Source organism: Aeromonas sp. 3P (assembly GCF_051919745.1).
Taxonomy (GTDB): domain Bacteria; phylum Pseudomonadota; class Gammaproteobacteria; order Enterobacterales; family Aeromonadaceae; genus Aeromonas; species Aeromonas veronii.
This window is the reverse complement of the sequence record NZ_JBQBED010000001.1, coordinates 2,360,547-2,385,668: the sequence shown is the minus strand read 5'-3', so window position 1 is coordinate 2,385,668 and position 25,122 is coordinate 2,360,547. Positions and strand designations below refer to the sequence as shown.

The following is a 25,122-nucleotide window of genomic DNA, read 5'->3' as shown; positions in this document are numbered from 1 at the left end:
TCAGGGACGAACGAAGATGGAACAATCGAGAAAGTGGTGTGCATGGATGCTGGGTGTACCGCTCTGGGCGGCGCAGGCGGGAGCCGACGAATTGTGGCTGGTGGAGCTGGAGCACAGCGACGGCATCCGCCTGCAATTTCAGGGGGCCGAAGTGGAGCAGGGCAGTGCCGCCGTTTGGCGGCAGGGGGAGATTTGGCCGCAGCCACTCAAACCCGGCGACCAGCTCGCTCTGCTGGTGGCTGACGGCGTTGCCACCCGGATTGAGCTGCTGGCCGCCAGAGCTCCGCTGGCCAATCAGCCCTGGCAGCGGGCGCAAGATCGCCTGCAATCCTTCGATGATCGGCAGCTCACGCTGGCCACCCTGGGCACTGTGCGACTCAATCCGCAGGTGCGCTGGGTCAACGGTTCGGCCGCCGACCTGCATGCCGGGAGCGAGCTGGTATTGATCCGTTCGGTGGATGGAATATTGCAGGGAATTGAAGTGATCAATCCGGGAGAGTAATTCAGCATCTTCTTATTTAATATAGCTTCACCATATTGTGGCAGCCATTAAATAATGGCTGCCACAATATTTATGATTTATTCCTCAATAAAGTCATCGCTCTAATTATTTTCCTGTATCACCATTATTTTGTTTGTCATGGATGTTTTTTGGTGGTTTATTTTATTTGTGTCAGGTTTTGTCGGAGTCCATACCTGTCAAATGAAAAAGGATATTTCTACACAATAACAATTATCGTATGTCTGAAAGAGGGATAAATGATGAATAGAATAATTACCGCCAATCTGGCGTTTTTGGCGTCTTCATTGATGCTCGCTCAGGTGCAGGCGGCTGAACCTGTCTACCCTGATCAGGTCAAGTGGGCGGGCCTTGGCACGGGCGTCTGTGCCAGTGGTTACCGTCCTCTGACCCGCGATGAAGCCATGAGTATCAAGGGTAATCTGGTCAGCCGCATGGGGCAGTGGCAGATAACCGGGCTGGCTGATCGCTGGGTGATTATGGGGCCGGGATATAATGGTGAAATCAAACAGGGCACTGCCGGAGAAACCTGGTGCTATCCCAATTCACCGGTTTCCGGAGAAATACCAACACTCTCTGACTGGAATATTCCGGCGGGTGATGAGGTCGATGTGCAATGGCGGCTTGTCCACGACAATGATTATTTTATCAAGCCAGTCAGTTATCTCGCCCATTATTTGGGATACGCCTGGGTGGGTGGAAATCATAGCCCCTATGTCGGGGAAGATATGGATGTTACCCGGGTTGGCGATGGCTGGCTGATAAAGGGAAATAATGACGGCGGCTGCTCCGGATATCGTTGTGGGGAGAAGAGTTCCATCAAGGTAAGCAACTTCTCATATACCCTGGAACCCGACTCCTTCAGCCATGGTCAGGTCACCGAGAGCGGCAAGCAGCTGGTCAAGACCATCACGGCCAATGCGACCAACTACACGGATCTGCCCCAGCAGGTGGTGGTGACCCTGAAGTACGACAAGGCCACCAACTGGTCGAAGACCGACACCTACAGCCTGAGCGAGAAGGTGACCACCAAGAACAAGTTTCAGTGGCCGCTGGTGGGGGAAACCGAACTGGCCATAGAGATCGCCGCGAGCCAGAGCTGGGCTTCCCAACACGGGGGCTCGACCACCGAGACTGTCTCGGTTGAAGCGCGCCCCACGGTGCCACCTCACTCCAGCCTGCCGGTGCGGGTTGCCCTCTACAAGTCCAACATCTCCTACCCCTACGAGTTCAAGGCCGAGGTCAATTATGACCTGACCATGAGGGGCTTCCTGCGTTGGGGCGGCAATGCCTGGTATACCCATCCGGAGAATCGCCCCACCTGGGAGCACACCTTTGCCGTCGGCCCGTTCCGCGACAAGGCGAGCAGCATCCGCTACCAGTGGGACAAGCGTTATATCCCGGGTGAAGTGAAGTGGTGGGACTGGAACTGGACCATCAGCGAGTATGGTTTGTCGACCATGCAGAATAACCTGGGTCGTGTGCTGCGCCCGATCCGTTCGGCAGTGACCGGTGATTCTATGCCGAGAGCCAGTTTGCCGGCGATATCGAAATCGGTCAGCCCCAGACCCGTTCCGCGGCCTCTGCTCAGTTGCGTAACGCCTCTGCTGAAGGTGTGGCTCTGACTGGTGTGGATCTGGATCAGGAGGCCCTTGCCAACGAAGGGTTTGGCAACGTATCCCTGACCATAGTTCCGGTTCAATAACCTCACTCGCAGGCCCCTTTCACAGGGGCCTGTTTCTGTTCCGCGCAAGACGATGCATTTGCCCTGCGTCCCTCGATTTTCCCTCTTTTTCTCCTCTTCTCCCTGAATGATCACTGCGGGAAGCTATGGCTTGCCAAGGTGATGCCAAGGCAGGTTTGACCTCTGTTTGGGGTGGCCCCGTGAGCGAGGCATTGTTCACTCATTTGTTGAAAGAGGCGTGTTGGCCAGATTGTTAACGGCTTGTGCTTTAGATTTTCCCCCTTATACTGGCGCCATCTTGTCGGAGTGCTGACCGTCGAACGACGCGACTGAGACCGTTAATTCGGGATCCGTGGAACCTGATCAGGTTAAAACCTGCGAAGGGAACAAGGGTAACTTGCGGGTTACCGCGCCGGAGGAGGAACAAGCCTCTTCCGCTCATCGAAGGGGTAACCCTGATGGGTCAGGGCGCACAGGAGGGAGTCTGTCCCGTCCGGTTGTCCAGCACGTGGGGCGCCTTGCCCACAGCGTGCAGAGAGCGGGAAGCGGCAGAACAGCAGCGCGGAGATCCATCCCGCGCGCACTCCCTCCTGAGATAAACACCCCGCCGCAAGTTCATCTTCTCCTCGAACTCCAGACAAGCAAATACCCATAACTTCAACCAGTTAATGTGAGTTTTGCTATGTCTACTTCTGTATCTGATACCACCAAATCCAGCCGTCGCGAGCTGCGCTCCAGCGCTCAGGCCTTTATCGACAGCCTCAAGGGGATGGCTCACCCCAACTCCCGTCGCATTTTTATCGAAGGCTCCCGCCCCGATATTCGTGTTCCCCTGCGGGAGATCCAGCTGGCCGACACCTTCGTCGGCGGCACCAAAGAAGATCCCAAGTTCGAGCCCAACGAGCCGGTGCCGGTCTATGACACCTCTGGCCGTTACGGGGAGGAGGGGGTCGCCATCGACGTGCGCCGTGGCCTGCCGCGCCTGCGGGAAAACTGGGTGCTGGAGCGGGATGACACCGACGAACTGCCGGGGCTCAGCTCCACCTTCACCCAGGAGCGTCTGGCCGACGAGGGGCTGGATCACCTGCGCTTCGAGCACTTGCCCAAGCCGCGCCGCGCCAAGCCGGGTCGCCGGGTCACCCAGCTCCACTACGCCCGCGCCGGTATCGTCACCCCCGAGATGGAATTTATCGCCATTCGCGAGAACATGGGCCGCGAGCGGGTGCGCTCTGAACTGTTGCGTACCCAGCATCCGGGCCGCGATTTTGGTGCCCGTTTGCCCCAGAACATCACCCCCGAGTTTGTGCGCGATGAGGTGGCGGCCGGTCGCGCCATCATCCCCAGCAACATCAACCACCCGGAAGCGGAGCCCATGATCATCGGCCGCAACTTCTTGGTGAAGATCAACGCCAACATCGGCAACTCGGCGGTCACCTCCAGCATTGAGGAGGAGGTAGAGAAGCTGGTCTGGTCCACCCGCTGGGGCGCCGACACCGTGATGGATCTCTCCACTGGCCGCTACATCCACGAGACCCGCGAGTGGATCCTGCGCAATAGCCCGGTGCCCATCGGTACCGTGCCCATCTATCAGGCGCTGGAGAAGACCAACGGCATTGCCGAAGACCTCACCTGGGAGCTGTTCCGCGACACCCTGCTGGAGCAGGCCGAGCAGGGGGTGGACTACTTCACCATCCATGCCGGCGTCCTGCTGCGCTTCGTGCCGATGACCGCCAAGCGCCTCACCGGCATCGTTTCGCGCGGCGGCAGCATCATGGCCAAGTGGTGCCTCTCCCACCACAAGGAGAACTTCCTCTACCAGCACTTCCGCGAAATCTGCGAGATTTGCGCCGCCTATGACGTGGCGCTGTCGCTGGGCGACGGTCTGCGTCCGGGCTCCGTCTATGACGCCAACGACGAGGCCCAGTTCGCCGAGCTGCGCACCCTGGGTGAGCTGACCAAAATCGCGTGGGAGTACGACGTGCAGGTGATGATCGAGGGGCCGGGTCACGTGCCGATGCACATGATCGAGCGCAACATGACTGAGCAGCTGGAGCATTGCCACGAAGCACCGTTCTACACCCTGGGCCCGCTCACTACCGACATCGCACCGGGTTACGATCACTTCACCTCCGGCATCGGTGCGGCGCTCATCGGCTGGTACGGCTGCGCCATGCTCTGCTACGTGACCCCCAAGGAACACCTGGGCCTGCCCAACAAGGAGGATGTGAAACAGGGGCTGATTACCTACAAGATCGCCGCCCACGCCGCCGATCTGGCCAAGGGTCATCCGGGTGCCCAGATCCGCGACAACGCCATGTCCAAGGCGCGCTTCGAGTTCCGCTGGGAGGATCAGTTCAATCTGGCCCTCGACCCCGACACTGCCCGCGCCTATCACGACGAGACCCTACCGCAGGAGTCCGGCAAGGTGGCTCACTTCTGCTCCATGTGCGGGCCCAAGTTCTGCTCCATGAAGATCACCCAGGACGTGCGTGACTATGCGGCGAAGCTTGAAGCCGTTGAGATCAAGCTGGTCGGCATGGACGGCCAGCAGGAGCAGGTGGTGGCTCAGGTGGAGAGCGGCATGGCCCGCATGGCGGAAACCTTCAAGGAGACCGGTGGCGAGATCTATCATCAGGCGGCGGCGCTGAAACAGGCCGCAGGGGAGGAGGCGTGAGCAGCGCAAGCGGGGCTGTCAGCCCCGCCGATCTGTTGCCCATGACGGACTCGCTACCTGTGGTCTGGACCATCGCCGGTTCCGACTCCGGCGGCGGTGCCGGCATTCAGGCCGACTTGCACACATTGCACGACCTCGGCGTGCACGGCTGCTCCGTCATCTCCGCCATCACTGCCCAGAACTCGGTGGCGGTGAAGATGGTCGACCCCGTGCTGATGCAGACCTTCACCGCCCAGATCGACGCCCTCGGCGTCGATCTGCCGCCCGCCGCCATCAAGATTGGCCTGCTGCCGACCCGGCTCCATGTGGAGGTGCTGGCCCGTCGACTGGCGGCCATCAAGGCCCCCTTCGTGGTCTACGACCCGGTGGCCATCGCCAGCAGCGGTACCCCGATGGCGGAGCCCAATATGCTGGAGGCGGTGCGCGAACAGCTGCTGCCGCGTCTGTCACTCATCACCCCCAACAGCCCCGAACTGGAAGCCCTGACCGGCATTCCCGCGACCAGCCCTGTGCTGGTGCGCCTCGCCGCCCGCCGCCTGCGCGAACTCGGCGCCCGCGCCGTGCTGGTGAAGGGGGGCCATCTTGAGTGGAGCGGGGAGCTGTGTCTGGACTACTACCAGGATGAGACCCGCGAATTCTGGCTCGCCGCGCCGCGCCTCGATACCCGCCACGGTCACGGCACCGGTTGCTGCTACGCCAGCGCCATTGCCGCCGTGGTGGCGCAGGACTATCCGGTAGAGGACGCCATCACCCTGGCGCGTGCCTACCTGCAACAGGGGCTGGCGGCGGCGCAGGGAGTGGGGGCCGGCCCGGGGCCCATCGCCCATCTCGGCTGGCCAGCCGATCTGGCCCACTTCCCCCGTGCCGTGCTGGCGGGCTCAATGCTCGATCGTCGTTTCGGCCTTTATGAGACAAGCAGCGCCCGCCTGCCGCAGGGCCCCTTCGCGCCGACTGAACACAACCTCGGTCTCTATCCGGTGGTCGATTCGGTCAAGTGGCTGCGCCGCCTGCTGGGGCAGGGGGTCAAGACCATTCAGCTGCGGATCAAGAATCTGCCCGCCGCTCAGGTGGCACCGGCCATTCGCGATGCGGTAGAGCTTGGTCGCCGCCATGGGGCGCGGCTCTTTATCAACGACTACTGGCAACAGGCCATCGAGGCGGGCGCCTGGGGCGTGCATCTGGGGCAGGAGGATATGGAAACCGCCGATCTCGCCGCCATTCAGGCCGCCGGACTGCGCCTTGGCATCTCCACCCACGGCTACTTCGAGCTGATGCGGGCCCGCGAGCTGGCGCCCTCCTATATTGCGCTGGGTCATATCTTCCCGACCAACACCAAGGCGATGCCTTCGCGCCCGCAGGGGCTGGTGCGGCTGCATCGCTACCACGCCCTGATGGCGGAGTGGCCGACGGTGGCCATCGGCGGCATCAGCGAGGAGCGGGTGGCGGCGGTCAAGGCAAGCGGGGTCGGCAGTATCGCGCTGGTCTCGGCCATCACTGCCAGCGACGACTGGCAGGGGGCGACCGAACGGCTGCTCGCGGCCGTGGGGGCAGGGGATGAGCCACGCTCGGCCACCGTTATACGGGAGGCAGAACATGCGCTCTGATGAGGCGTCTCTTAGTGACAAAGAGTATCTGCGATACGGCCGTCAGCTGATGCTGGCGGAAGTGGGGGAGGCCGGTCAGGCACGGCTCAGGGATAAATCCGTGCTGATCGTCGGCCTCGGGGGGCTCGGCTCGCCGCTCGCCCTCTATCTCGCCGGGGCCGGGGTGGGCACCTTGTGGCTGGCCGATGGCGATACGGTCGATTCCAGCAATCTGCCGCGCCAGATCCTGTTCGATAGCGAGGCAGTCAACCACTCCAAGGCGGAGCTGGCCCGCGAGCGCTTGGCGGCCCACAACCCGCTGGTGGAGCTGATCGCCATCAACCAGCGGCTCGATGCCGCCAGCCTGCCGGAGTTTGTGGCCGAGGTAGATCTGGTGATCGACTGCTGCGACAACCTCGCCACCCGCCAGGCCATCAACGCCGCCTGCGTGGCTCAGGGCAAGCCCTGGATCTCCGCCGCCGCAGTGGGTTGGCAGGGGCAGCTGATGGCGCGCACCAGCAGTGAGCACGCCTGCTACGCCTGCCTCTATCCGCTGGATACCAAGGTGAGTCAGAGCTGCGAGACCAGCGGCGTCACCGGCCCGCTGGTCGGGGTGATGGGCTCTTTGCAGGCGCTGGAGGCACTGAAACTGCTGCTCGGGATGCCAAGCCCGGTCGCCGGCACACTGCGCCGCTTCGATGCTTTGACCCATCAGTGGCAGACCCTCACTCTGGCCCCCGATCCCGATTGCCCGGTTTGCGGACAGCGCCGATGCCCGACACACGATAAGGAGATCACCCCATGACCTTGACCATTCGACTCAACGATAAAGCCCAGCCGCTGGCGGCAGGGCAGAGCGTGGCCGACCTGCTGGTGGCGCAAGACGTTAATCCACAGGGCGTAGCGGTGGCCCTCAACGGCGCCGTGCTGCCCCGTGGCCGCTGGGCCGAGACCTGTCTCAATGACGGAGATGAACTTCACCTCTTTACCGCCATTGCGGGAGGCTGACCCATGATGCTCACAGCCCCATCTTCGAGCGTTCTGCCTTGCGGCGGAACTTCATCTCTTCTTACCACTGTGGCCGGAGGCTGACATGCTGAAAATTGCCGATCACACTTTCTCTTCGCGCCTCTTTACCGGCACCGGCAAGTTTGCCCGCCCGGATCTGATGGCCGCCGCCATCGAGGCGAGTGGCTCCCAACTGGTCACCATGGCCATCAAGCGGCTCGAACCGGGCAAGGCCCACGACGATATCCTGAGCCCCTTGCTGCAACTCGGGGTCAAGCTGCTGCCCAACACCTCCGGCGCCAAGACCGCTGCCGAGGCGGTGTTTGCCGCCCATCTCGCCCGCGAGGCGCTGGGGACGAACTGGCTCAAGCTGGAGATCCACCCCGACCCGCGCTATCTGCTGCCCGATCCCATCGAGACGCTGAAAGCCGCCGAGCAATTGGTGAAAGAGGGCTTTGTGGTGCTGCCCTACTGCGGGGCCGACCCCGTGCTCTGCAAACGGCTGGAAGAGGTGGGCTGCGCCGCCGTGATGCCGCTTGGCGCGCCCATCGGTTCCAATCAGGGGCTGGTGACCCGGGAGTTTCTCTCCATCATCGTCGAGCAGGCCAATGTGCCCGTGGTGGTGGATGCGGGGATCGGTGCGCCGAGCCATGCGGCCGCTGCCTTTGAACTGGGCGCCGATGCCGTGCTGGTCAACACCGCCATCGCGGTGAGTGGCGACCCGGTCGCCATGGGCCGCGCCTTTGCGCTGGCCTGCACTGCCGGTCGCAGCGCCTATGAGGCAGGCCTTGGCGCCCGCGCCCTGCAGGCGCAAGCCTCCAGCCCGCTCACCGATTTTCTGGGGGCGTTATGAGTCATGAAACAGGGGCGACCATGAACATCTCCCCCTTGCCCCAAGGGCAGCCAGAGGTTTGCTCCCCTCTCCCTCTGGGAGAGGGGTTGGGGGTGAGGGCACTGGGTGTAAGGGCTAAGGAGCCTTCCTTTATCGACCGCTGGCAGGAGCTGGAGTGGGACGATATCGGCATGCAGATCCGCGCCAAGACCGCCGCCGATGTAGAGCGGGCGCTGGGTTCACCCCGCCGTACCTTGGCCGATTTTATGGCGCTGATCTCCCCAGCCGCCGAGGCGTATTTGCCACAGATGGCGGCCGAGGCCGAGCGGCTTACCCGCCAGCGTTTTGGCAACACCATCGGCTTCTATGTGCCGCTCTATCTGTCGAACCTCTGTGCCAACGACTGCACCTACTGCGGCTTCTCCATGAGTAACCGCCTCAAGCGCAAGACCTTGAATACAGAGGAGATTGAGTGCGAGTGTCTGGCCATCAAGGCGCGTGGCTTCGACAGCGTGCTGCTGGTGACTGGCGAGCACGAGCACAAGGTGGGGCTCGCCTATTTTCGGCAGGTGTTGCCCATCATCCGCCGCCACTTCAGCACGGTAGGGATGGAGGTGCAGCCCCTCTCGCAAGCCGAATATGCCGAGCTGAAAACCCTCGGCCTCGATGCCGTTATGGTCTATCAGGAGACCTACCACGCCCCCACCTACGCCCGCCACCACCTGCGCGGCAACAAGCGGGATATCGCATGGCGCCTCGCCACACCGGATCGGCTGGGCCGCGCCGGTATCGACAAAATCGGGTTGGGGGCACTCATCGGTCTCTCTGCGGACTGGCGCGCCGACAGCTACTTTGTCGCCGAGCATCTGAGCTGGCTTGAGCGCCACCACTGGCAGAGCCGCTACTCGCTCTCCTTCCCGCGCCTGCGCCCCTGCACCGGCGGACTGGAACCTGCCGTAGTCATGTCGGATCGCCAGCTGGCCCAGCTTATCTGCGCCTGGCGCCTCTTCTCGCCCACGCTGGACTTGTCCCTCTCCACCCGCGAGTCGGCCACCTTCCGCAATGGTGCGGTGCGCCTTGGCATCACCCAGATGTCGGCCGAGTCGCGCACCCAGCCGGGGGGCTATGCCGAGGGGGATGCAGAGGAGCTGGAGCAGTTCGCCATCCACGACGACCGCCCGGTGGGGGAAGTGGCCGCCGCCGTGCGGCAGGCGGGTTTGCAGCCGGTGTTCAAGGACTGGGAACCCTTCTTGGGCCGATAGGGGCGGCCACGCCCCCCCTTTGCCGGTGGCATCCCGGCGTCCAGCCAGACTCCGTGCCTGTGGCAAGCAGGCACGGCTGCGCCGAGTAATCGTAGGGTCGATTAGCCGATAGGCGTAATCGTCCGTTCCGAGGTATGGCGCTGGCGGCAGGGGCCGTTGTGTGGTGGCACGGCTTTGCCGTGCAGGACGCGAGGCCGCTGGCCTCGAAGGGGTTTCACCCGCCCTTCGGGCCGGGGCGAGTGACTTTGGAAAGACCCAAAGTCACCAAAGGTCTTCTCCCCCACTTATTCGCCCGACTTACGTCGGGTTCCTTCGGCTCACCCGCTTGTCCGACGGCACGCGGCGACGGGCCATCCATGGCCCGGCGCCGCTCGCTCGACATCCTGTCTCGCGGCCTGGACAAGCGGGCTCGCCTCAGCGAATAAGAGGGGGATAAAACAGAGCATCTCCAGCCTATCTTCTCGCATCTGTGGGATGTATATGTCTATGCACTAATTGTGCGACTGTTCTAATAATTGCTCCTTATTTCTTGAGAGCTCCAACTGACGCATGATATAAAACATAAAGTTTTTATTTTAATTTTTTAAGGGATTAGGTAATGGGTGAGTTTTCTAAAAAGGTGGGTGAGCATGGGGAGCTCATTGTTAAAAATTTTCTATCTATGATTGGATGGCTCTCGGTTCAAGAAGGTGAGACTATCCCGTGTGAGCATGGTGAAAAACATAAAGAAAGCTCAAATGCAAAGACAACTCATGGAATAGATGCCTTTTATTCAGTGAAATCTCAACTTCAAGACTTCACCTTGGATAATATCGTCGTATCAGTTAAATATACTTCCAAGCCTTATCCAAATGCACCTTCAACAAAATTCAAAAGCCATTTAAAGGACTTGGCCAACACATTAGAATGTTTTATGCATTCCGACTTTAGAACGGAAAATAATCAACGATATGAAATGACAGGAATAAAATCAGCAAGGGATATTGGAGTTTTATTTTGGTTGACGAGTGATCGAGAATCACAGCAAGATGTAATTAGTAAAGTTTTTAATGTTGAGCTTGATAAAACACTTATATTCTCGAGCATGCATGTTATAGATAACTCTAGAGCATCGTTTATTTATGATTCCATTTCATACGTAAAGAAAAAGTTTTCAGAAAAAGATATAAATTTTCATTATGCATTTAGTTCATCAAATTATAGTGATCCGACTATCAAGAAATATGGAAAGATAATGCCGGTTGAATATTTGACATCAAATGTAATCCCCTTCCGGTTAGTTGAAAGCACTACAGGTAAAGTTTCATTTTGTTTGGTTTGTCGAGACGGGTTCTCCGAGGAGTCAATTAACAGACTGATTTACCTTGCGAGTGATGTATCACAAGACTTTACTGATGACTTTGTGTTCTTATTCCCAGATTACGATCATTTAAAACATCAATCTATAGTTAGTGGTGCAGGGAGAATGCAAGAAGAGTTATTAAATAAGTTAAATGTCGAGGTTTACTCTTTTAATGAATCATTTGAGGGCTTGATCCATGGTTAATAAAAAATACCTGCTTCCATATGGTGACGCCTTACGTGATTTTCTAAATAATCAGGGGATTACAAAGAGTGATTTACGGTCTATTCTCAGACGAAGAGGTGTTTTTACAGCAAGCGATGAAAAATCTGAACAAGTTCCTATTCTAGTTCGGACAGGTATAACCCCACCAGAGCTTGGTATCTTACTGGATAGATTAAGAGTAAAGGAAGATAATCCGAAGATACATACGCAAACAGTTAAGTGTACTGATAATAATTTAACACTAAAGGCCATGATTCCCTCCAATTTTAATATTGAAAGTGTCGTTAACAAACCCTTTTCAAACTATCGGTTGTTGGGTATACCATCATTTAAGAGTGTAGGTGGGGATAATAACCACTTAGAGTTGGAATTTACTATTGAACGCTTCGACTATACAAAGAGCTGGGATAAGAATACATCTCAATTTTCAGGTAAAGTAAAATTGAAAAAGGTTGGTTCATCTGTAGATATGAATATAACCTTGTCACATACATCTCCTGAGACAAAAGAGGTTGCTAATGGAATAACATCAAAGCTGATCAAGGAAATGAAGTCTTCAGGCGCCATATCTGAGCGTGAGCAAATAAAGAAGATACAGTTTTCAGATTTTACAAACGAAAATAGAGTCTTATTCTTGAAAATGGTTAGTCAAGAGCAAATAACAAATGAACTCTATTTCAAAGATACTAAAGATATTGGTTTTAGTCCGGATGATACTCAGACCTTACCTAAAGATATAGCGTGGATGGAAAAAACCATATCGAATCTTGTTTTACAAGGTGTTGGATTGCATTCAACTTTTTTTGTGAAGAATAAAAGTTATCACAAGTATATAAAGATGCATAGGCTTGAGGCAGCTTATACGTTTGATCACAGCTCATTCAATGGTACTTGTAATATCATATTTGAATTTCCTGAGTATATTACAAAAGGCGATATTTCATCCGAGTTGTCGATAAAAATTAGTGGCTTAAGGTTTGGTGATAAAAATGATATCTCAATGGGTAAGGTCAAAGAAATATTATTATCTCAACTAGATGTCGCCAAACTAAAATATTATGAAGAGTTGGCTAGCGAAAAATAAAGTGTTGGGGGGTTCATAGACTTTATAGATGTATACTTGGCTATTAATAAAGATCGTTGCTTTAAATCTGGATGTGGGCATGCAGGTTATTCCTGATGCCCGATTCCAATGACAGAGAAAAACAACTCTGTTACTGAACTATTGACTGCTTTTTCAGAAAGTAACTGATATGCCCCGGCGGCATATCGGGCAACTGCCCAAAGACTACGTAACCCTGCTTCTGGTAGAAAGGGAGGGCCTGAAAACTGGTGGTTTCCAAGTGGTAGTTGCTGATGCCCTTGCTTTGGGCGTACTGCTCCATGGCGCCAAGCAGGCGGCCGCCCCAGCCATCACGGCGGATGCTTTCATCGATCCAGAGCCAGTCGACATGCAGCCAGCCCCACTTGATGTCGGCGATGATGCCGCCGTGTACCTTGCCCTCTTTATCCTTGATAAAGCTGGCGATCCGCTCGCGCCGAAGTTCGTACAGTTGAGGGCCTGCCTGGCTTACGTTGTAGCCCGTCAGGCCAATGCGCAGCGCTTCAACATCATCGTCCTGAGGCGGTTGAGGTGGGGTGAGTTGCATATGGGCTCCTGCGGTATGGGTTGTGGCGGCGTCAAAGGGTTAAAGCAATATCCGTTTGGGCTCTGTTTGGTCAAGTGTTCTGGTCGCTCGCCACCAGCGTGCATGGCATGGCGGCCAGTCAATGGCCCTTGCAACTTCCATCCCCCCCTTGCATCACCCCAGAGTGAGGCGCAGACTGTTTGGCCTTGTTTTTATGCGATTCGATTCAAGGCAACCATCATGACTCCTGCCATCAACCTGCTGAAGAAGCTCAAAATCCCCCACAAGCTCTACCCCTACGAGTGCGAAGCCCACGACGATTTCGGCAAGCATGCCGCGACCCAGCTCGGGCTGCCGGAGGCGCAGGTGTTCAAGACCCTGGTCGCCCATCACGACAAGCAGGCGGTGGTGGCCATCGTTCCCTCATCCGGCATGTGCAGTCTGAAGCAGCTGGCCAAGGCGACTGGCCTCAAGAAGGTGGAGATGATGAAACCGGCGGAAGCGGAGAAGCTGACCGGTTACAAGGTGGGTGGCATCAGCCCGCTGGCCCAAAAGAAACTGCTGCCCACCGTGCTCGACGAGTCGGCACTGCAGTTTGACGAGATCCTGGTGAGCGGCGGCAAGCGCGGCCTCTCGGTCGGCGTGGCGCCGCAGGATATGCTGACGCTGATGAAGTGGATCGCAGCTCCCATCGGCGAAGAGTAGTGCCGGGCAAGGTGTGAACCTGCTATCCGGGCCTGTGGTGGCCCGGATAGCCCCACCTGTGAGCGGGCGCGTGCCCTGTGCTCAACGGGGTGCGTGCCAGTCTATAATGGGTGAACCCCGTTGTATGAGTTCAGCCATGATTTACCGACTTCTGTTGCTTTGCCTCTGTTTATCCTTCCCCTCTGCCTTGCTGGCTGCCACCCGTTTTACCCTGCTCAGTCCTGAAAACAGTCAGGACATGCGGATGCGTTATTACCGTGAGGTGATGCAGCTGGCGCTAGAGAAAACTCGCCCCGAATATGGCGACTACGAGTTGCTGGACTCCCTGCCGATGAACAAGGCGCGGATGCGGATCGAGGTGCAGGAGCAGGGCAAAAACGCCCTCTTTATTGTCGACAGCTGGCCTTATCAGGGGGAGGCGGTGGCGGATCAGGTGGCATCGATCCCGTTCCCGATCGATATGGGGATCCTCGGCTATCGGGTCTGTTTTGTCGGCTCGGCTCGTGCTGCCGAGCTGGCGCGGGTAAACACCCTGGATCAGTTGCGCCACTTCACTCAAGGGGTGGGCACCGGCTGGCAGGATGCGGTGATCCTGCGCAACGGCGGGCTGACGGTACATGAGGTGGATAACTACGAGTCGCTGTTTCGTATGGTGGCACGAGGGCGCATCGATCTCTTCTGTCGTGGGGCCAACGAGATCCTGCCGGAGTGGCAATCTCATCAGGGCAAGGTGGCCGGTTTGACGGTCGATCGCCATCTGGCCCTTTTCTATCCGCTGATCCATGTGTTCTACAGCAATGCCCGCTACGTTCAGGAGCGCGAGCGCCTTGCGCGCGGTCTGCAACTGGCTTGGCAGGATGGTTCGCTCAAACGGCTCTGGCGCCATCACTTCCAACCCTCGCTGGTGTTTGCCAATCTGGGGGCTCGCCAGATTGTCCGGCTCGGCAATCCGCAGTTACCCAAGGACGGTTTTGACTATCGCCCCTACCTTTACAACCCGCTGACGGATGATTTCGGTTCACAACCCTGAGCCGGATTATCAGGTGCGCAGGCTCTGATAGAGTAAGGGAGAGATCATTGTCGCCAAGGATATGGCCCATGCGCGCATCTGCCCGCTATCTGCTCTTTATTGCGTTGCTGCTGCCCGCGACCGGCGGTGCGGCCCCTGCCTTTACGCTGCGTACCTGCTTTGAAAACAGTGATTCCTATCCTTGGCTGCTGCAATCGGGGGAGGGGGTTGTGCAGTATCACCTCAAGGCGGTTGCTACCGCTCTTGATGCCGAGATCGTGCTGACGCCGCTGCCGTGGAAGCGCTGCCTCTCTCGGGTGAGCAGTGGCCAGATGGATGCGGCCATCAAGATGAGTTACAGCGTCGAGCGGGCGACCAGGGTGGGGGTTTATCCCATGCGTGAGGGCAAACCCGACCCCGCCAAGCGGCTGCTGACCGAGAGCTACAGCCTCTACCAACTCAAGGGGGGCAAGAGCCAGTGGGATGGCACCACCCTCAGGGTCAATGGCGTGGTTGCGGCCCAGTCAGGATTTTCCATCGTCGACTTGTTGCAGGCTGCGGGAGCCGAGGTGGATGACTCCAGCCGTGACCCGCTGATCATGTTGAAAAAGCTGGTGATGGATCGGGCGCAGGCGACCGCCATCCAGACCGAGGTGGCTGACAGCATTCTGGCGGCCCATCCCGCGTTGCAGACTCGCATCGAGCGGCTGTCGCCGGTGCTGGTGGAGAAGCCCTACTATCTGGTCTTCTCTCACCGCTTTTATCAATCTCATCCCCGACAAAGCCGGCAGGTGTGGGATACCATCGAGCAGGTGCGCGACTCTGCTGCCTATCAGCGTTATGCCACAGCGCTCAGAAGCACACCTCCGGTGGGGGAGTAGGCTGATGGATGCGACTGGCCGAAAAGGGGAGGAGAGCGTGGGGTGGTGGCAGGGCCGAGTGCCCACGCTCAGGGCTACACTGAAAGTACCCCCTTCAGCCAAGGCGCGGTTTATGTCACCCCTGCATCTGCTGGCCACCGCTCTGCTCTGCATGTTGTCGCTGACCGGACAGGCGGCCACCCGGTTTACCTATATCAGCCCGGAGAGCGAGCGGGATCCGCGTACCACCTATGATCGGGAGCTGCTGCGGCTCGCCCTCGACAAGACCCGCGACCAGTTTGGCGATTATCTGCTGGAGTCTGCGCCGCCCATGACCAAGGCGCGCGAGCGGCTCAGCATGCAGCTCGACAGCTATCCCAACCTCTTTGTGATGGACAGCTACAGCAGCACCCGCGAGGATCTGGGGCTCGCCTATGTCCGTTTTCCCATCCATCTGGGCATCGTCAGCTACCGCATCTGTTTTGTCAGTCCGCAGCAAAAGGCGGCGGTGAGCAAAGTGACCGACCTCAAGGGGCTGCGCCAGTTCACTTTCGGTCAGGGCAAGGGGTGGCTGGATGTGGATATCCTGCGTTACGCCGGGATGGAGGTGGTGGAAGTGGAGGGGTACGAGAAGTTGTTCAAGATGGTGGCGCGGGGCCGCTTCGATCTCTTCTGCCGCGGGGTGAGCGAGCTGCGCAGCGAGCAGCTTACCCACAAGGATATGACGGATCTGCTGGTGGATGACGCCTTGTTGATCTACTACCCGCTGCCCCGGGTCTTCTACACCAATCCCAACAATCGCGAGGCACTGCAGCGGGTCGAGCGGGGGTTGCAGCTGGCGTGGCAGGATGGCTCGCTACAGGCTCTGTGGCGCAAGAGCTTTGGCCCGGCCATCGCCTTTGCCAAGCTCTCCCAGCGCCGACTGCTGCGACTGGATAACCCCTTCCTCGACAGGATCAGCTTCGATTACCGCCCCTACTTCTACAATCCGCAGACCGATCGCTTCGGCGATTACTGAGGTGCCTGCCGCTGGCGGCAGAGGGCCAGCCAGGCCTCGGCGGTGCGCGACAGATAGCGCTCGCTCGGCCAGATCACCCCGAGTCGCCAGCTCAATTCGGGCTCCAGTGGCCGCAGCACCAGACCATCCGGGGTCAGCCGGTTGCAGACCGGCTCCGGCAAGAAGGCGACCCCCATGCCGCTGCGTACCATGGCGGTGAGAAAATCCCACTGGCTGCTGCGCGCCGCCACCTGCGGCACAAAGCCCGCCTCCTGACACGCCTGCTCCAGTCGCTCGCTCAGGGTAAACGCCTGGGTATAGAGCAGAAAGGGCTCCTCCTGCAGAGACTCCAGCCGCAGCGGTGCATCGCCATGCCAGCGCGGTTGATCAGGCAGCACCACCCGGATCGGGTATTGATCCAGCTCCAGCGCGCTGAGGGCGCCCCCCTCTTTGGTCGGCAGCATGGTGATGGCGAGATCCAGCTCCCCCTCCAGCACCGCCTGTTCGATGCGGCGACCGCCGTACTCCACCAGGGTCAGCTCCACCTTGGGATAGCGGCTGCGGTAGGCGCGGATCAGGTCCGCATAGACGTGACCCACCATGGGGGGAATGCCGAGGGTGAGGCGACCATGTTGCAGGCTCTGCAGATCCGCCAGTTCGGCCTCCAGCTGTTGCATCTCAGCCAAGATGGTCTGGGCCCGGTTGAACAGCACCTGGCCGCTGTCGGTCAGGGTGAAGCGGCGCCCTTCCCGGTTGAGCAGGGGTTGGCCCAGCTCCTCTTCGATATTGCGGATCATCTTGCTGATGGTGGGCTGGGTGACGAACAGCTTTTCAGAGGCGCGGGTGAAGCTTTTTTCCCGCACCAGTTCGACAAAATAGCGCAGGGCGCGAATATCCATGGACTCTCTCGACTCGTGTTGGCGGGTACGGGATGAAGTATGCCTATGCGGCATGAATTTGATAATTTTAATTCATTTCTGGCAGGTTTTGCTCAACTCTATACTGTGAGCCGGTTCACAGAAAGACGATGATCATGAAAGCCCTCTGCTTGCGCTGGTTACAGACTCCCTTCCAGATTGTGTTGCTGGCAGCCATCTGGCTGCTGGCCGATACCGCGGTGCGTACCCTCCATCTGCCGCTGCCCGCCAACCTCACCGGCATGCTGTTGCTGCTGGTCTGCATCCTGCTCGGGGTAGTTAAGGCCGAGTGGTTCAGCGCGGGGGCTCGCTGGCTGCTGGCCGAGATGCTGCTCTTCTTCGTGCCCGCCGTGGTTGCGGTGGTCAACTATCAGGATCTGCTGTTGCAGGAGGGGTGGCGCATCATGGTGGTGCTGCTGGTGAGCACTACGCTGGTGCTCGGTACCACGGCGCTGGTGGTGGACCGGGTCTACCGTCTCGAACTGAAACTGGCCCGCCGGAGTCGCCGTCATGTCTGATACCCTGCTCGGGCTGATCTGTTTCGCCCTCACCCTGATCTTCTACTACGCCAGCAAATGGCTCTATGGCAAAAAGCGCATTCTGCCGCTGATGCCCCTGCTGCTGGCGCCGACCCTGCTGGTGGCCGTGGTGCTGCTGTTCCACATCCCCTATCAGGATTACATGGCGGAATCCCACTGGCTGCTCTGGCTGCTGGGCCCCGCCACCGTCGCCTTCGCGGTGCCGGTCTACGAGAACCGCCAGCTCATTCGTCGCCACTGGTTGTCGCTGTCGGTAGGGGTGGTCGCATCGGTCATCATGGCGGTGGGGAGTACCGTGCTGCTGGCCCGCTGGCTGGATCTCTCCGACATGCTGCAACGCAGTCTGGCGATGCGCTCCATCACCACGCCGTTTGCGGTGGAGGCGACCCGCGCCATCGGCGGTCAGAGCGATCTCACTGCGCTGTTTGTTGTGCTGACCGGTGTCATCGGCATGGCGGTGGGGGAGAGCGTGCTCACCGTGCTGGCCATTCGCAGTCGCCTCGGCAAGGGGGCGGGGTTTGGCGCCTCGGCCCACGGTGCCGGTACTGCCAGGGCTTATCAGATGGGTAATGAGGAGGGAGTGGTCTCAAGCATGGTGATGATGATCGCCGGTATGGTGACCGTGCTGCTGGCGCCCCTGCTGGGCCGGATGTTCTGGTAGGCCTGGCTTCCCTTTAGAAGGCGGCTCGTCCCGGCGCTACACTCTAGTGAGCCTGTATTTCCGGGATGAGCAGTATGACCTTTCATCGCCTCGCTTCCTGCTTGCTGCTGTGCAGCCTTTCCCTCCTTGCCACTCCCCTTCGGGCGAGCGACGTCATCACTCATATCAGCCCCGAGAGCGATCGGGACTTGCGTACCCTCTATTTTCGCGATCTGTTGCAGCTGGCGCTGGAGAAGACCCGCGATAGCTTCGGTGACTACGAGCTGCGGACCGCACCGCCGATGAACCGTATCCGGATGCGACAGATTGTGCAGACTCAGCAATACCCCAATCTGTTTGTGGCCGACAGTCTGCGCCCGGCCGCAGAGAGCGGAGCGCTGGATTACGTCCGTTTTCCGGTGGAGCTGGGCATCCTCGGTTATCGCATCTGCTTTGTCAGTCCGCAGCAGGCCGACGCGGTGGCAAGGGTCAATACCCTGACCGAGCTGCAGCAATTTCTGCACGGGCAGGGGCGTGGCTGGCAGGATGCGGAGATCCTGCGTCATGGGGGATTCAAGGTGCAGGAGATCGACGGTTACGAGCGGCTGTTCAAGCTGGTGGCGCGCGGTCGCATCGATCTGTTTTGCCGCGGGGCCAACGAGCTCTTTATCGAGCAGGAACAGCACAGTGATCTGCTCGGTCTCACCGTGGATCGGCGAGTGGCGCTGCACTATCCCTTCCTCCACCTCTTCTACACCCACAAGGATAATCAGGCCGCCATCCGCCGCCTCTCGGTCGGCCTCAAGCTGGCGTGGCGCGATGGCTCGCTGCAACAGCTCTGGCTGCGCCACTTCAAACCTTCCCTCGAGCAGGCGCAGCTCCCCAGGCGCCTGTTGTTCGAGTTGGCCAATCCGCGCCTTGATCAGGTGGACTTTGATTATCGGGCCTACCACTACAACCCCGTCGATGGGACGTTCGGGCCCGGGCTGCCTTGATCCTGATGATGCTGTTACCGGATAAAGGGCCGTATCTGCCGATGTGCTAAATCATGCCAAAAAGGCATGTTTTTTATTATTTAAATTCATTTTTTGAAGGTTGGTGCGCTGCATATACTGGGGGTCGCTTCACGGTTCAGGTTTGCTCCTGCCTGCTTCTGGCTTGTGGGAGTGAGCCTGAATCGTCCTGCTGCGGCGTCTTGATGTTCTGCATGAAGGCGTCCATCACTGGGCCGGGATCGATCCCGGCAGGTATTACAGCTGACGGAGCCTTGTTATGTTTAATCCCCACTCTTGCGCCCTGATTGTCGAAGGGGGCGCGATGCACGGCATCTTTGCCAGCGGCGTGCTCGATGCCTTCGTGGAAAGCCATCACTATCCGTTCGATTTCGTCATGGGCGTCTCGGCCGGTGCCACCAATCTGGTCTCCTACCTGAGCGAGCAGCCGCGCCGCAGTCACCACATCATCACCGAGCTGGCTTGCAGCTCCCGGTTTCTCGATCCCCTGCGTTTCGTCAAAGGGGGCGATCTGGTGGACATCGGCTGGCTGTGGCAAGCCAGTCGCCATCGCTTCCCGCTCGATCTCGACACTTTCTGCGCCCGCGACATTCCCTTCTACGCGGTGGCGACCGATGTGGCGAGCGGCAAGGCCATCTATCTGCCGGTGCGGCCCGACAACATGGATGAGGTGCTGACTGCCACCTGCGCTCTGCCGGTGGTGCAGCACTATACCCCCTGCGTCGATGGTCGCCCGATGGCCGATGGCGGGATCAGCGACTCCATTCCGGTGATCGAGGCCTATCGGCGCGGGGCGCGGCGGATGACGGTGGTGCTCTCGGAGCCCTGGGGCTATCGCAAGAAGCCGGCCCGTTTCTGCTGGATGGTCAAAGCCTTGCTGAAAACCCAGCCTGCACTGGCACAAGCCATGCTTGAGCGGGATCGCGCCTACAACCAAGCGCTCGATTTCATCGCCAATCCCCCTGCCGATTGCGAGATTGAGGTGATCGCGCCACCGGCCGATTTCATGGTCTCCCGTTTTACCCAGGACCCGGTCAAGCTGGAGTCTGGCTATCTGCAGGGCTACTGGCAGGGGCGCCAGAGTCTGTTGCGGTCCCGTGGAGAGGTGCGGGCGGTGGCCTGACTGGTTTGCCGGGGGCTGAATATAAAAAGGGGAACCTCGCGGTTCCCCTTTTGCATGCTTGCACGGCAGCCAGTGCTTACAGCATCTGCTTGAGGCGATAGAGCAGATCCAGTGCCTGACGGGGGGTGAGCTCGTCGGGGCGCAGCGCTTCCAGCTCTTCCACCACCGGATGAGGCTGCGGGGCGAGAGTCACCGGAGCCGGGCGGCTTTCACCTGCGGGGACCGGAGTGGCGCTCTCCAGCTCATGCAGTTTGTGACGGGCCTGCTGGATCACCGATTTCGGCACCCCAGCCAACGCCGCCACTTGCAGGCCGTAGGAGCGGCTGGCCGCGCCTTCCTGCACTGCGTGCATAAAGGCGATGGTGTCGCCGTGTTCTACCGCATCCAGGTGGACGTTGGCCAGCCCGCTCATCAGCTCGGGCAGACGGGTCAGCTCGAAGTAGTGGGTGGCGAACAGGGTGTAGGCGCCGATCTTGCTCGCCAGCTGCTCGGCACAGGCCCACGCCAGCGAGAGGCCGTCGTAGGTGCTGGTGCCGCGGCCAATCTCGTCCATCAGCACCAGACTGCGGGCGGTGGCGTTGTTGAGGATATTGGCGGTCTCGGTCATCTCCACCATAAAGGTGGAGCGGCCGGAGGCGAGATCGTCTGACGCTCCGATGCGGGTGAAGATGCGGTCGATGGGGCCGATGCGGGCGCTGTCGGCGGGGACGAAGGCGCCGATATGGGCCAGCAGCACGATCAGCGCGGTCTGGCGCATATAGGTGGATTTACCGCCCATGTTGGGACCCGTGATGATCAGCATCCGCCGCTCCCGCTCCAGCCGGATAGGGTTGGCGATAAAGGGATCTGTCATCACCTGCTCAACCACCGGATGGCGGCCCGCTTCGATCAGGATCTGATCCTCATCGATGAGGGTCGGGCAGCGGTAGTCGAGGGTCTCGGCCCGCTCGGCCAGGTTGGCCAGCACGTCCAGCTCCGCCAGTGCGGCGGCGGAATCCTGCAGATCGCCGAGGTGGGGCAGCAGGGCGTCGAGCAGCTCTTCGTAGAGCCGTTTCTCCAGCGCCAGCGCCTGGGACTGGGCGGTGAGTACCTTGTCCTCGTACTTCTTCAGCTCATCGATGATGTAGCGTTCGTTGTTCTTGAGGGTCTGGCGGCGGATGTAGTGGGCCGGCACCAGATGGCTGTTGGCGCGGCTCACCTCGATATAGAAGCCGTGCACCTTGTTGTAACCCACCTTGAGGGTGTTGATGCCGGTCAGCAGCTTCTCCCGCTCCTCGATGCGGGCGAGGCTGGCGGTGGCGCCGTTGGCGAGATCCCGCAGCTCGTCCAGCTCCTGATTGAAGCCGTCACGGATGACGCCCCCATCGCGGATCAGCACCGGCGGCACCTCCATCACCGCACGTTCCAGCAGGTCGAGCAGCTCGGGGAAGGTGCTGGCCCGCTCGGCCAGCTGTTGCACCGCTTCGTGCTCGTTGTCCGCCAGCAGGCGCTGTAGCTCGGGCAACTGGGCGAAGGCCTGACGCAGGCGGGTGAGGTCGCGCGGACGGGCCGAGCGCAGGGCGAGACGGGCCAGCACTCGCTCCACATCCCCTACCTGACGCAGCAGGCTGCCCAGTTCATCGTAGAGGTTCTGCTCGATAAGCGTATGGATGGTGCTCTGGCGACCTTTCAGGATCACCCGATCGCGGATCGGCTGGTGGATCCAGCGCTTGAGCAGGCGGCTGCCCATGGGGGTGGCGGTGCGATCCAGCACCTCGGCCAGGGTATTTTCATAGCCACCGGCCAGATTCTGGGTCAGCTCCAGATTGCGGCGGGTGGCGGCATCCATGATGACCGCATGATCTGGCTGTTCAAGGCGTACGTTGCGGATGTGGGGCAGGGCGGTGCGCTGGGTATCTTTGACGTACTGCATCAGGCAGCCAGCGGCGCACAGGGCGGTCTCGCTCTTGTCGACGCCAAAGCCCACCAGATCTGGGTGCCGAACTGCTGGCAGAGTAGCTTGCGAGCTGTGCCCAGCTCAAACTCCCACTCCGGACGGCGGCGCAGGCCGCGGCGACCCTCGATATGGTGCAGAAACTCGAAGGATTCCGGGTAGAGCAGTTCGGCCGGATTGGTGCGCTGCAGCTCTGCCAGCAGGGTCTCTTCTTTCTCGAACTGGTTGATGAAGAAGCGGCCGGAGCCGATGTCCATGGTGCCGTAGCCGAAGCGGCGGCCATCGTGATAGACGGCGGCGATCAGGTTGTCCTGTCGCTCGCTGAGCAGCGCCTCGTCGGAGACGGTACCCGGGGTGATGATGCGAATGACCTTGCGCTCCACCGGCCCCTTGCTGGTGGCGGGATCCCCCACCTGCTCGCAGATGGCGGCCGACTCGCCGAGCTGTACCAGTTTGGCCAGATAGCCCTCGATAGCGTGATAAGGCACCCCCGCCATCGGGATGGGGCTGCCGGCCGACTGGCCGCGCTTGGTCAGGGAGATATCGAGCAGCTGGGAGGCCTTGCGGGCATCGTCATAGAACAGCTCGTAGAAGTCGCCCATCCGGTAGAACAGCAGGATCTCCGGATTCTCGGCCTTGAGGCCAAGGTACTGCTGCATCATGGGCGTGTGGGCGCTCAGATTGGCGCCGGGAGCGGAGCTTGTGGCGCCGCTGGCTTGGTGTTGTGCGGTCATGTTCTGTTCCAGAAGGGGCCTCTGCGGGCCAGTGTCTGCGGTGATGAGCCTTGAGCTTGATGGCGCCATTCTACACATAAGCGCCGCGACGGGGGAGCGGGTGTTCCGGGCGCAGCTGCTCTGCGCTATTGAAGGTATGACTCCGGTGCAGCACCTCACATTGCGGCAGGCAATGGCGGTCTGCCGTGGTTGCGGGCGGCGCTAGCGGGATCGCATAATGTGCCCCTTGAGCGGATCAGAAGGAGTCGTGATGAAACTGGATGCAGAGATAGAGCACCTTGCCATCGAGCTGGGACGGGCCCTTGGCCAGCGGGGCTGGCTGGCGGCGACTGCCGAATCCTGTACCGGCGGCGGGGTGGCCAGCGCCATCACCGACATCGCGGGCAGCTCCGGCTGGTTCGATCGCGGATTTGTCACCTACACCAACGAAGCCAAGCAGCAGATGTTGGGGGTGAGCAGTGAGAGCCTTGAGCAGCACGGTGCGGTGAGCGAAGCCGTGGTGCTGGAGATGGCCCGCGGCGCGCTGGCGCACTCGTCTGCCTCCATCAGCGTTGCTATCAGTGGCATCGCCGGCCCCGGCGGCGCCACCGAGGGCAAGCCGGTCGGCACCGTCTGGTTCGCCTGGGCCGACCGCAACGGCCGTCACCACTCCCTGCTCGCCCGCTTCGACGGGGATCGCCGACAGGTGCGCCAGCAGGCGGTGAGACAGGCCTTGTCGGGTCTGTTGGCCCTGCTCAGATAAATTGGGCTTGATACTGTATGAATAGACAGTATACTTAGCCCAACTTCACTTTTTACTCACGATTTCCAGCGGAGATTGGCATGGATCAGAACAAACAGAAGGCACTGGCGGCTGCGCTGGGTCAGATTGAAAAGCAGTTCGGCAAAGGTTCCATCATGCGTCTGGGCGACAGCAAGACCATGGATATCGAAGCCATCTCCACCGGTTCCCTCTCGCTGGACGTGGCGCTGGGGATCGGCGGTCTGCCGTGTGGCCGTATCGTCGAAATCTACGGCCCGGAATCTTCCGGTAAAACCACCCTCACCCTGCAGGTGATCGCGGAAGCCCAGAAGAAGGGCAAAACCTGTGCCTTCGTCGATGCGGAGCACGCACTGGATCCTATCTATGCTGCCAAGCTGGGCGTCAACGTCGACGACCTGCTCATCTCCCAGCCGGATACCGGTGAACAGGCGCTGGAGATCTGCGACATGTTGGTGCGCTCCAACGCGGTTGACGTCATCATCGTCGACTCCGTGGCGGCCCTGACGCCGAAAGCGGAAATCGAAGGGGAGATGGGTGACTCCCACGTTGGCCTGCAGGCCCGTCTGATGTCCCAGGCGCTGCGCAAGCTGACTGCCAACATCAAGAACGCCAACTGCCTGTGCATCTTCATCAACCAGATCCGGATGAAGATCGGCGTCATGTTCGGTAGCCCGGAGACCACTACCGGTGGTAACGCGCTCAAGTTCTACGCCTCCGTGCGTCTGGATATCCGTCGTATCGGCGCTATCAAGGAAGGTGACGAAGTGGTCGGTAACGAGACTCGCGTCAAAGTGGTCAAGAACAAAGTTGCCCCGCCCTTCAAGCAGGCTGAATTCCAGATTTTCTACGGTGCCGGTATCTCCAAAGAGGGCGAGCTGGTGGATCTCGGCGTCAAGCACAAGCTGATCGACAAGGCGGGTGCCTGGTACAGCTACAACGGCGAGAAGATCGGTCAGGGCAAGGCCAACGTGATGAAGCTGTTCGCCGAGAACAAGGTGATGGCTGGTGAAGTGGAAGCCCGTCTGCGCGAGCTGCTGCTCTCCGGTGCCGTGCCAGTCGATGACAAGGCTGCATCGGTTGAGGCAGACGAGTTCGATGCCGAAAGCGAACAAGAGTTCGAATAAGGAACAA

General features: G+C 59.6%; 21 protein-coding genes, 2 pseudogenes and 1 riboswitch. Of the genes and pseudogenes, 20 read left to right on the top strand and 3 right to left on the bottom strand.

The genetic code is table 11. The annotated features are described in order from the left end of the window. Positions 1-16 precede the first annotated feature (16 nt). The 10 genes and pseudogenes from ACTG19_RS10900 (at position 17) to gapS4b (ending at position 12,214) form a co-directional block, all read left to right on the top strand. Entirely contained in the window at positions 17-502 is a 486-nt protein-coding gene (locus ACTG19_RS10900; RefSeq protein ID WP_201992870.1) for a hypothetical protein, read from the top strand. A 260-nt stretch (positions 503-762) separates the two neighbouring features. Further along, positions 763-2,225 (top strand): annotated as a pseudogene (gene aerA / locus ACTG19_RS10895) (aerolysin AerA). 271 nt (positions 2,226-2,496) lie between these two features. Then, positions 2,497-2,607, top strand: a riboswitch (TPP riboswitch). A 279-nt stretch (positions 2,608-2,886) separates the two neighbouring features. Then, a complete protein-coding gene (thiC, locus tag ACTG19_RS10890) occupies positions 2,887-4,878 on the top strand; it encodes a phosphomethylpyrimidine synthase ThiC (protein ID WP_439989075.1) in 1,992 nt (663 codons plus the stop codon). Further along, on the top strand, positions 4,875-6,482 hold the full coding sequence (thiE, locus tag ACTG19_RS10885; RefSeq protein ID WP_439989074.1) for a thiamine phosphate synthase: 1,608 nt from the start codon (positions 4,875-4,877) through the stop codon (positions 6,480-6,482). Before thiC ends, thiE begins: the two co-directional genes overlap by 4 nt. Then, entirely contained in the window at positions 6,472-7,266 is a 795-nt protein-coding gene (locus tag ACTG19_RS10880; RefSeq protein ID WP_439989073.1) for a HesA/MoeB/ThiF family protein, read from the top strand. Before thiE ends, ACTG19_RS10880 begins: the two co-directional genes overlap by 11 nt. Continuing rightward, positions 7,263-7,469: a sulfur carrier protein ThiS gene (gene thiS, locus ACTG19_RS10875; RefSeq protein ID WP_439989071.1), complete on the top strand. Its 207-nt coding sequence runs from the start codon at positions 7,263-7,265 to the stop codon at positions 7,467-7,469. Before ACTG19_RS10880 ends, thiS begins: the two co-directional genes overlap by 4 nt. 85 nt (positions 7,470-7,554) lie before the next feature. After that, positions 7,555-8,322 carry a thiazole synthase gene (locus tag ACTG19_RS10870; protein WP_024945667.1) on the top strand — a complete coding sequence of 256 codons (768 nt, stop codon included), beginning with the start codon at positions 7,555-7,557 and terminating at the stop codon, positions 8,320-8,322. Positions 8,323-8,342: 20 nt separating this feature from the next. Next, positions 8,343-9,563, top strand: coding sequence for a 2-iminoacetate synthase ThiH (thiH, locus tag ACTG19_RS10865; protein WP_439989600.1), 1,221 nt, complete (start codon positions 8,343-8,345; stop codon positions 9,561-9,563). A gap of 598 nt (positions 9,564-10,161) precedes the next feature. Beyond that, positions 10,162-11,109, top strand: coding sequence for a GapS4a family protein (gapS4a, locus tag ACTG19_RS10860; protein ID WP_199416171.1), 948 nt, complete (start codon positions 10,162-10,164; stop codon positions 11,107-11,109). Next, a complete protein-coding gene (gene gapS4b / locus ACTG19_RS10855; protein ID WP_257725755.1) occupies positions 11,102-12,214 on the top strand; it encodes a GapS4b family protein in 1,113 nt (370 codons plus the stop codon). Before gapS4a ends, gapS4b begins: the two co-directional genes overlap by 8 nt. A gap of 130 nt (positions 12,215-12,344) precedes the next feature. On the opposite strand, the gene ACTG19_RS10850 is transcribed toward gapS4b, so the two are convergent. Next, on the bottom strand, positions 12,345-12,779 hold the full coding sequence (locus tag ACTG19_RS10850) for a GNAT family N-acetyltransferase (RefSeq protein WP_439989070.1): 435 nt from the start codon (positions 12,777-12,779) through the stop codon (positions 12,345-12,347). A gap of 219 nt (positions 12,780-12,998) precedes the next feature. Here ACTG19_RS10850 and ybaK point away from each other — a divergent pair, with 219 nt between their 5' ends. The 4 genes from ybaK to ACTG19_RS10830 all read left to right on the top strand — a co-directional run bounded on the left by ybaK (position 12,999) and on the right by ACTG19_RS10830 (position 16,350). Then, a complete protein-coding gene (gene ybaK / locus ACTG19_RS10845; RefSeq protein WP_005336092.1) occupies positions 12,999-13,463 on the top strand; it encodes a Cys-tRNA(Pro) deacylase in 465 nt (154 codons plus the stop codon). A 136-nt stretch (positions 13,464-13,599) separates the two neighbouring features. After that, the gene (locus ACTG19_RS10840; RefSeq protein ID WP_439989069.1) at positions 13,600-14,493 is read left to right on the top strand and encodes a hypothetical protein; all 894 of its coding nucleotides are present in this window, start codon (positions 13,600-13,602) and stop codon (positions 14,491-14,493) included. 68 nt (positions 14,494-14,561) lie between these two features. After that, entirely contained in the window at positions 14,562-15,353 is a 792-nt protein-coding gene (locus tag ACTG19_RS10835) for a substrate-binding periplasmic protein (protein ID WP_439989068.1), read from the top strand. Positions 15,354-15,465: 112 nt separating this feature from the next. Continuing rightward, on the top strand, positions 15,466-16,350 hold the full coding sequence (locus ACTG19_RS10830) for a hypothetical protein (RefSeq protein WP_439989067.1): 885 nt from the start codon (positions 15,466-15,468) through the stop codon (positions 16,348-16,350). Here the strand turns inward: ACTG19_RS10830 and ACTG19_RS10825 are convergent. Further along, complete coding sequence (locus ACTG19_RS10825; RefSeq protein ID WP_113740406.1) at positions 16,344-17,228, bottom strand: LysR family transcriptional regulator; 885 nt, start codon at positions 17,226-17,228, stop codon at positions 16,344-16,346. The genes ACTG19_RS10830 and ACTG19_RS10825 overlap by 7 nt on opposite strands. Before the next feature lie 134 nt (positions 17,229-17,362). On the opposite strand from ACTG19_RS10825, the gene ACTG19_RS10820 reads away from it, so the two are divergent. From ACTG19_RS10820 to ACTG19_RS10805, 4 genes are all read left to right on the top strand, one after another. After that, complete coding sequence (locus tag ACTG19_RS10820) at positions 17,363-17,764, top strand: CidA/LrgA family protein (RefSeq protein ID WP_113740422.1); 402 nt, start codon at positions 17,363-17,365, stop codon at positions 17,762-17,764. Further along, positions 17,757-18,446, top strand: coding sequence for an LrgB family protein (locus ACTG19_RS10815; RefSeq protein ID WP_005357793.1), 690 nt, complete (start codon positions 17,757-17,759; stop codon positions 18,444-18,446). Before ACTG19_RS10820 ends, ACTG19_RS10815 begins: the two co-directional genes overlap by 8 nt. A 74-nt stretch (positions 18,447-18,520) precedes the next feature. Next, positions 18,521-19,420 (top strand): hypothetical protein, encoded by a 900-nt coding sequence (locus ACTG19_RS10810; RefSeq protein ID WP_113740407.1) that lies wholly within the window; start codon positions 18,521-18,523, stop codon positions 19,418-19,420. 277 nt (positions 19,421-19,697) lie between these two features. Beyond that, entirely contained in the window at positions 19,698-20,561 is an 864-nt protein-coding gene (locus ACTG19_RS10805) for a patatin-like phospholipase family protein (protein WP_113740408.1), read from the top strand. 76 nt (positions 20,562-20,637) lie between these two features. Here the strand turns inward: ACTG19_RS10805 and mutS are convergent. Then, a pseudogene (gene mutS, locus ACTG19_RS10800) lies at positions 20,638-23,228 on the bottom strand (DNA mismatch repair protein MutS). Between the two features lie 250 nt (positions 23,229-23,478). Here mutS and pncC point away from each other — a divergent pair. Next, entirely contained in the window at positions 23,479-23,970 is a 492-nt protein-coding gene (pncC, locus tag ACTG19_RS10795) for a nicotinamide-nucleotide amidase (RefSeq protein ID WP_042052756.1), read from the top strand. 80 nt (positions 23,971-24,050) lie between these two features. After that, complete coding sequence (gene recA, locus ACTG19_RS10790; RefSeq protein ID WP_113740410.1) at positions 24,051-25,115, top strand: recombinase RecA; 1,065 nt, start codon at positions 24,051-24,053, stop codon at positions 25,113-25,115. The last annotated feature ends 7 nt before the right edge of the window (positions 25,116-25,122 follow it).

What these genes read in the sequence shown, in the direction of transcription:
- ACTG19_RS10900 (WP_201992870.1), top strand. Translation starts at nt 17, where the DNA reads ATGGAACAATCGAGAAAGTGGTGTGCATGGATGCTGGGTGTACCGCTC.
- thiC (WP_439989075.1), top strand. Translation starts at nt 2,887, where the DNA reads ATGTCTACTTCTGTATCTGATACCACCAAATCCAGCCGTCGCGAGCTG.
- ACTG19_RS10880 (WP_439989073.1), top strand. Translation starts at nt 6,472, where the DNA reads ATGCGCTCTGATGAGGCGTCTCTTAGTGACAAAGAGTATCTGCGATAC.
- thiS (WP_439989071.1), top strand. Translation starts at nt 7,263, where the DNA reads ATGACCTTGACCATTCGACTCAACGATAAAGCCCAGCCGCTGGCGGCA.
- ACTG19_RS10870 (WP_024945667.1), top strand. Translation starts at nt 7,555, where the DNA reads ATGCTGAAAATTGCCGATCACACTTTCTCTTCGCGCCTCTTTACCGGC.
- thiH (WP_439989600.1), top strand. Translation starts at nt 8,343, where the DNA reads ATGAACATCTCCCCCTTGCCCCAAGGGCAGCCAGAGGTTTGCTCCCCT.
- gapS4a (WP_199416171.1), top strand. Translation starts at nt 10,162, where the DNA reads ATGGGTGAGTTTTCTAAAAAGGTGGGTGAGCATGGGGAGCTCATTGTT.
- gapS4b (WP_257725755.1), top strand. Translation starts at nt 11,102, where the DNA reads ATGGTTAATAAAAAATACCTGCTTCCATATGGTGACGCCTTACGTGAT.
- ACTG19_RS10850 (WP_439989070.1), bottom strand. Translation starts at nt 12,779, where the DNA reads ATGCAACTCACCCCACCTCAACCGCCTCAGGACGATGATGTTGAAGCG.
- ybaK (WP_005336092.1), top strand. Translation starts at nt 12,999, where the DNA reads ATGACTCCTGCCATCAACCTGCTGAAGAAGCTCAAAATCCCCCACAAG.
- ACTG19_RS10840 (WP_439989069.1), top strand. Translation starts at nt 13,600, where the DNA reads ATGATTTACCGACTTCTGTTGCTTTGCCTCTGTTTATCCTTCCCCTCT.
- ACTG19_RS10835 (WP_439989068.1), top strand. Translation starts at nt 14,562, where the DNA reads ATGCGCGCATCTGCCCGCTATCTGCTCTTTATTGCGTTGCTGCTGCCC.
- ACTG19_RS10830 (WP_439989067.1), top strand. Translation starts at nt 15,466, where the DNA reads ATGTCACCCCTGCATCTGCTGGCCACCGCTCTGCTCTGCATGTTGTCG.
- ACTG19_RS10825 (WP_113740406.1), bottom strand. Translation starts at nt 17,228, where the DNA reads ATGGATATTCGCGCCCTGCGCTATTTTGTCGAACTGGTGCGGGAAAAA.
- ACTG19_RS10820 (WP_113740422.1), top strand. Translation starts at nt 17,363, where the DNA reads ATGAAAGCCCTCTGCTTGCGCTGGTTACAGACTCCCTTCCAGATTGTG.
- ACTG19_RS10815 (WP_005357793.1), top strand. Translation starts at nt 17,757, where the DNA reads ATGTCTGATACCCTGCTCGGGCTGATCTGTTTCGCCCTCACCCTGATC.
- ACTG19_RS10810 (WP_113740407.1), top strand. Translation starts at nt 18,521, where the DNA reads ATGACCTTTCATCGCCTCGCTTCCTGCTTGCTGCTGTGCAGCCTTTCC.
- ACTG19_RS10805 (WP_113740408.1), top strand. Translation starts at nt 19,698, where the DNA reads ATGTTTAATCCCCACTCTTGCGCCCTGATTGTCGAAGGGGGCGCGATG.
- pncC (WP_042052756.1), top strand. Translation starts at nt 23,479, where the DNA reads ATGAAACTGGATGCAGAGATAGAGCACCTTGCCATCGAGCTGGGACGG.
- recA (WP_113740410.1), top strand. Translation starts at nt 24,051, where the DNA reads ATGGATCAGAACAAACAGAAGGCACTGGCGGCTGCGCTGGGTCAGATT.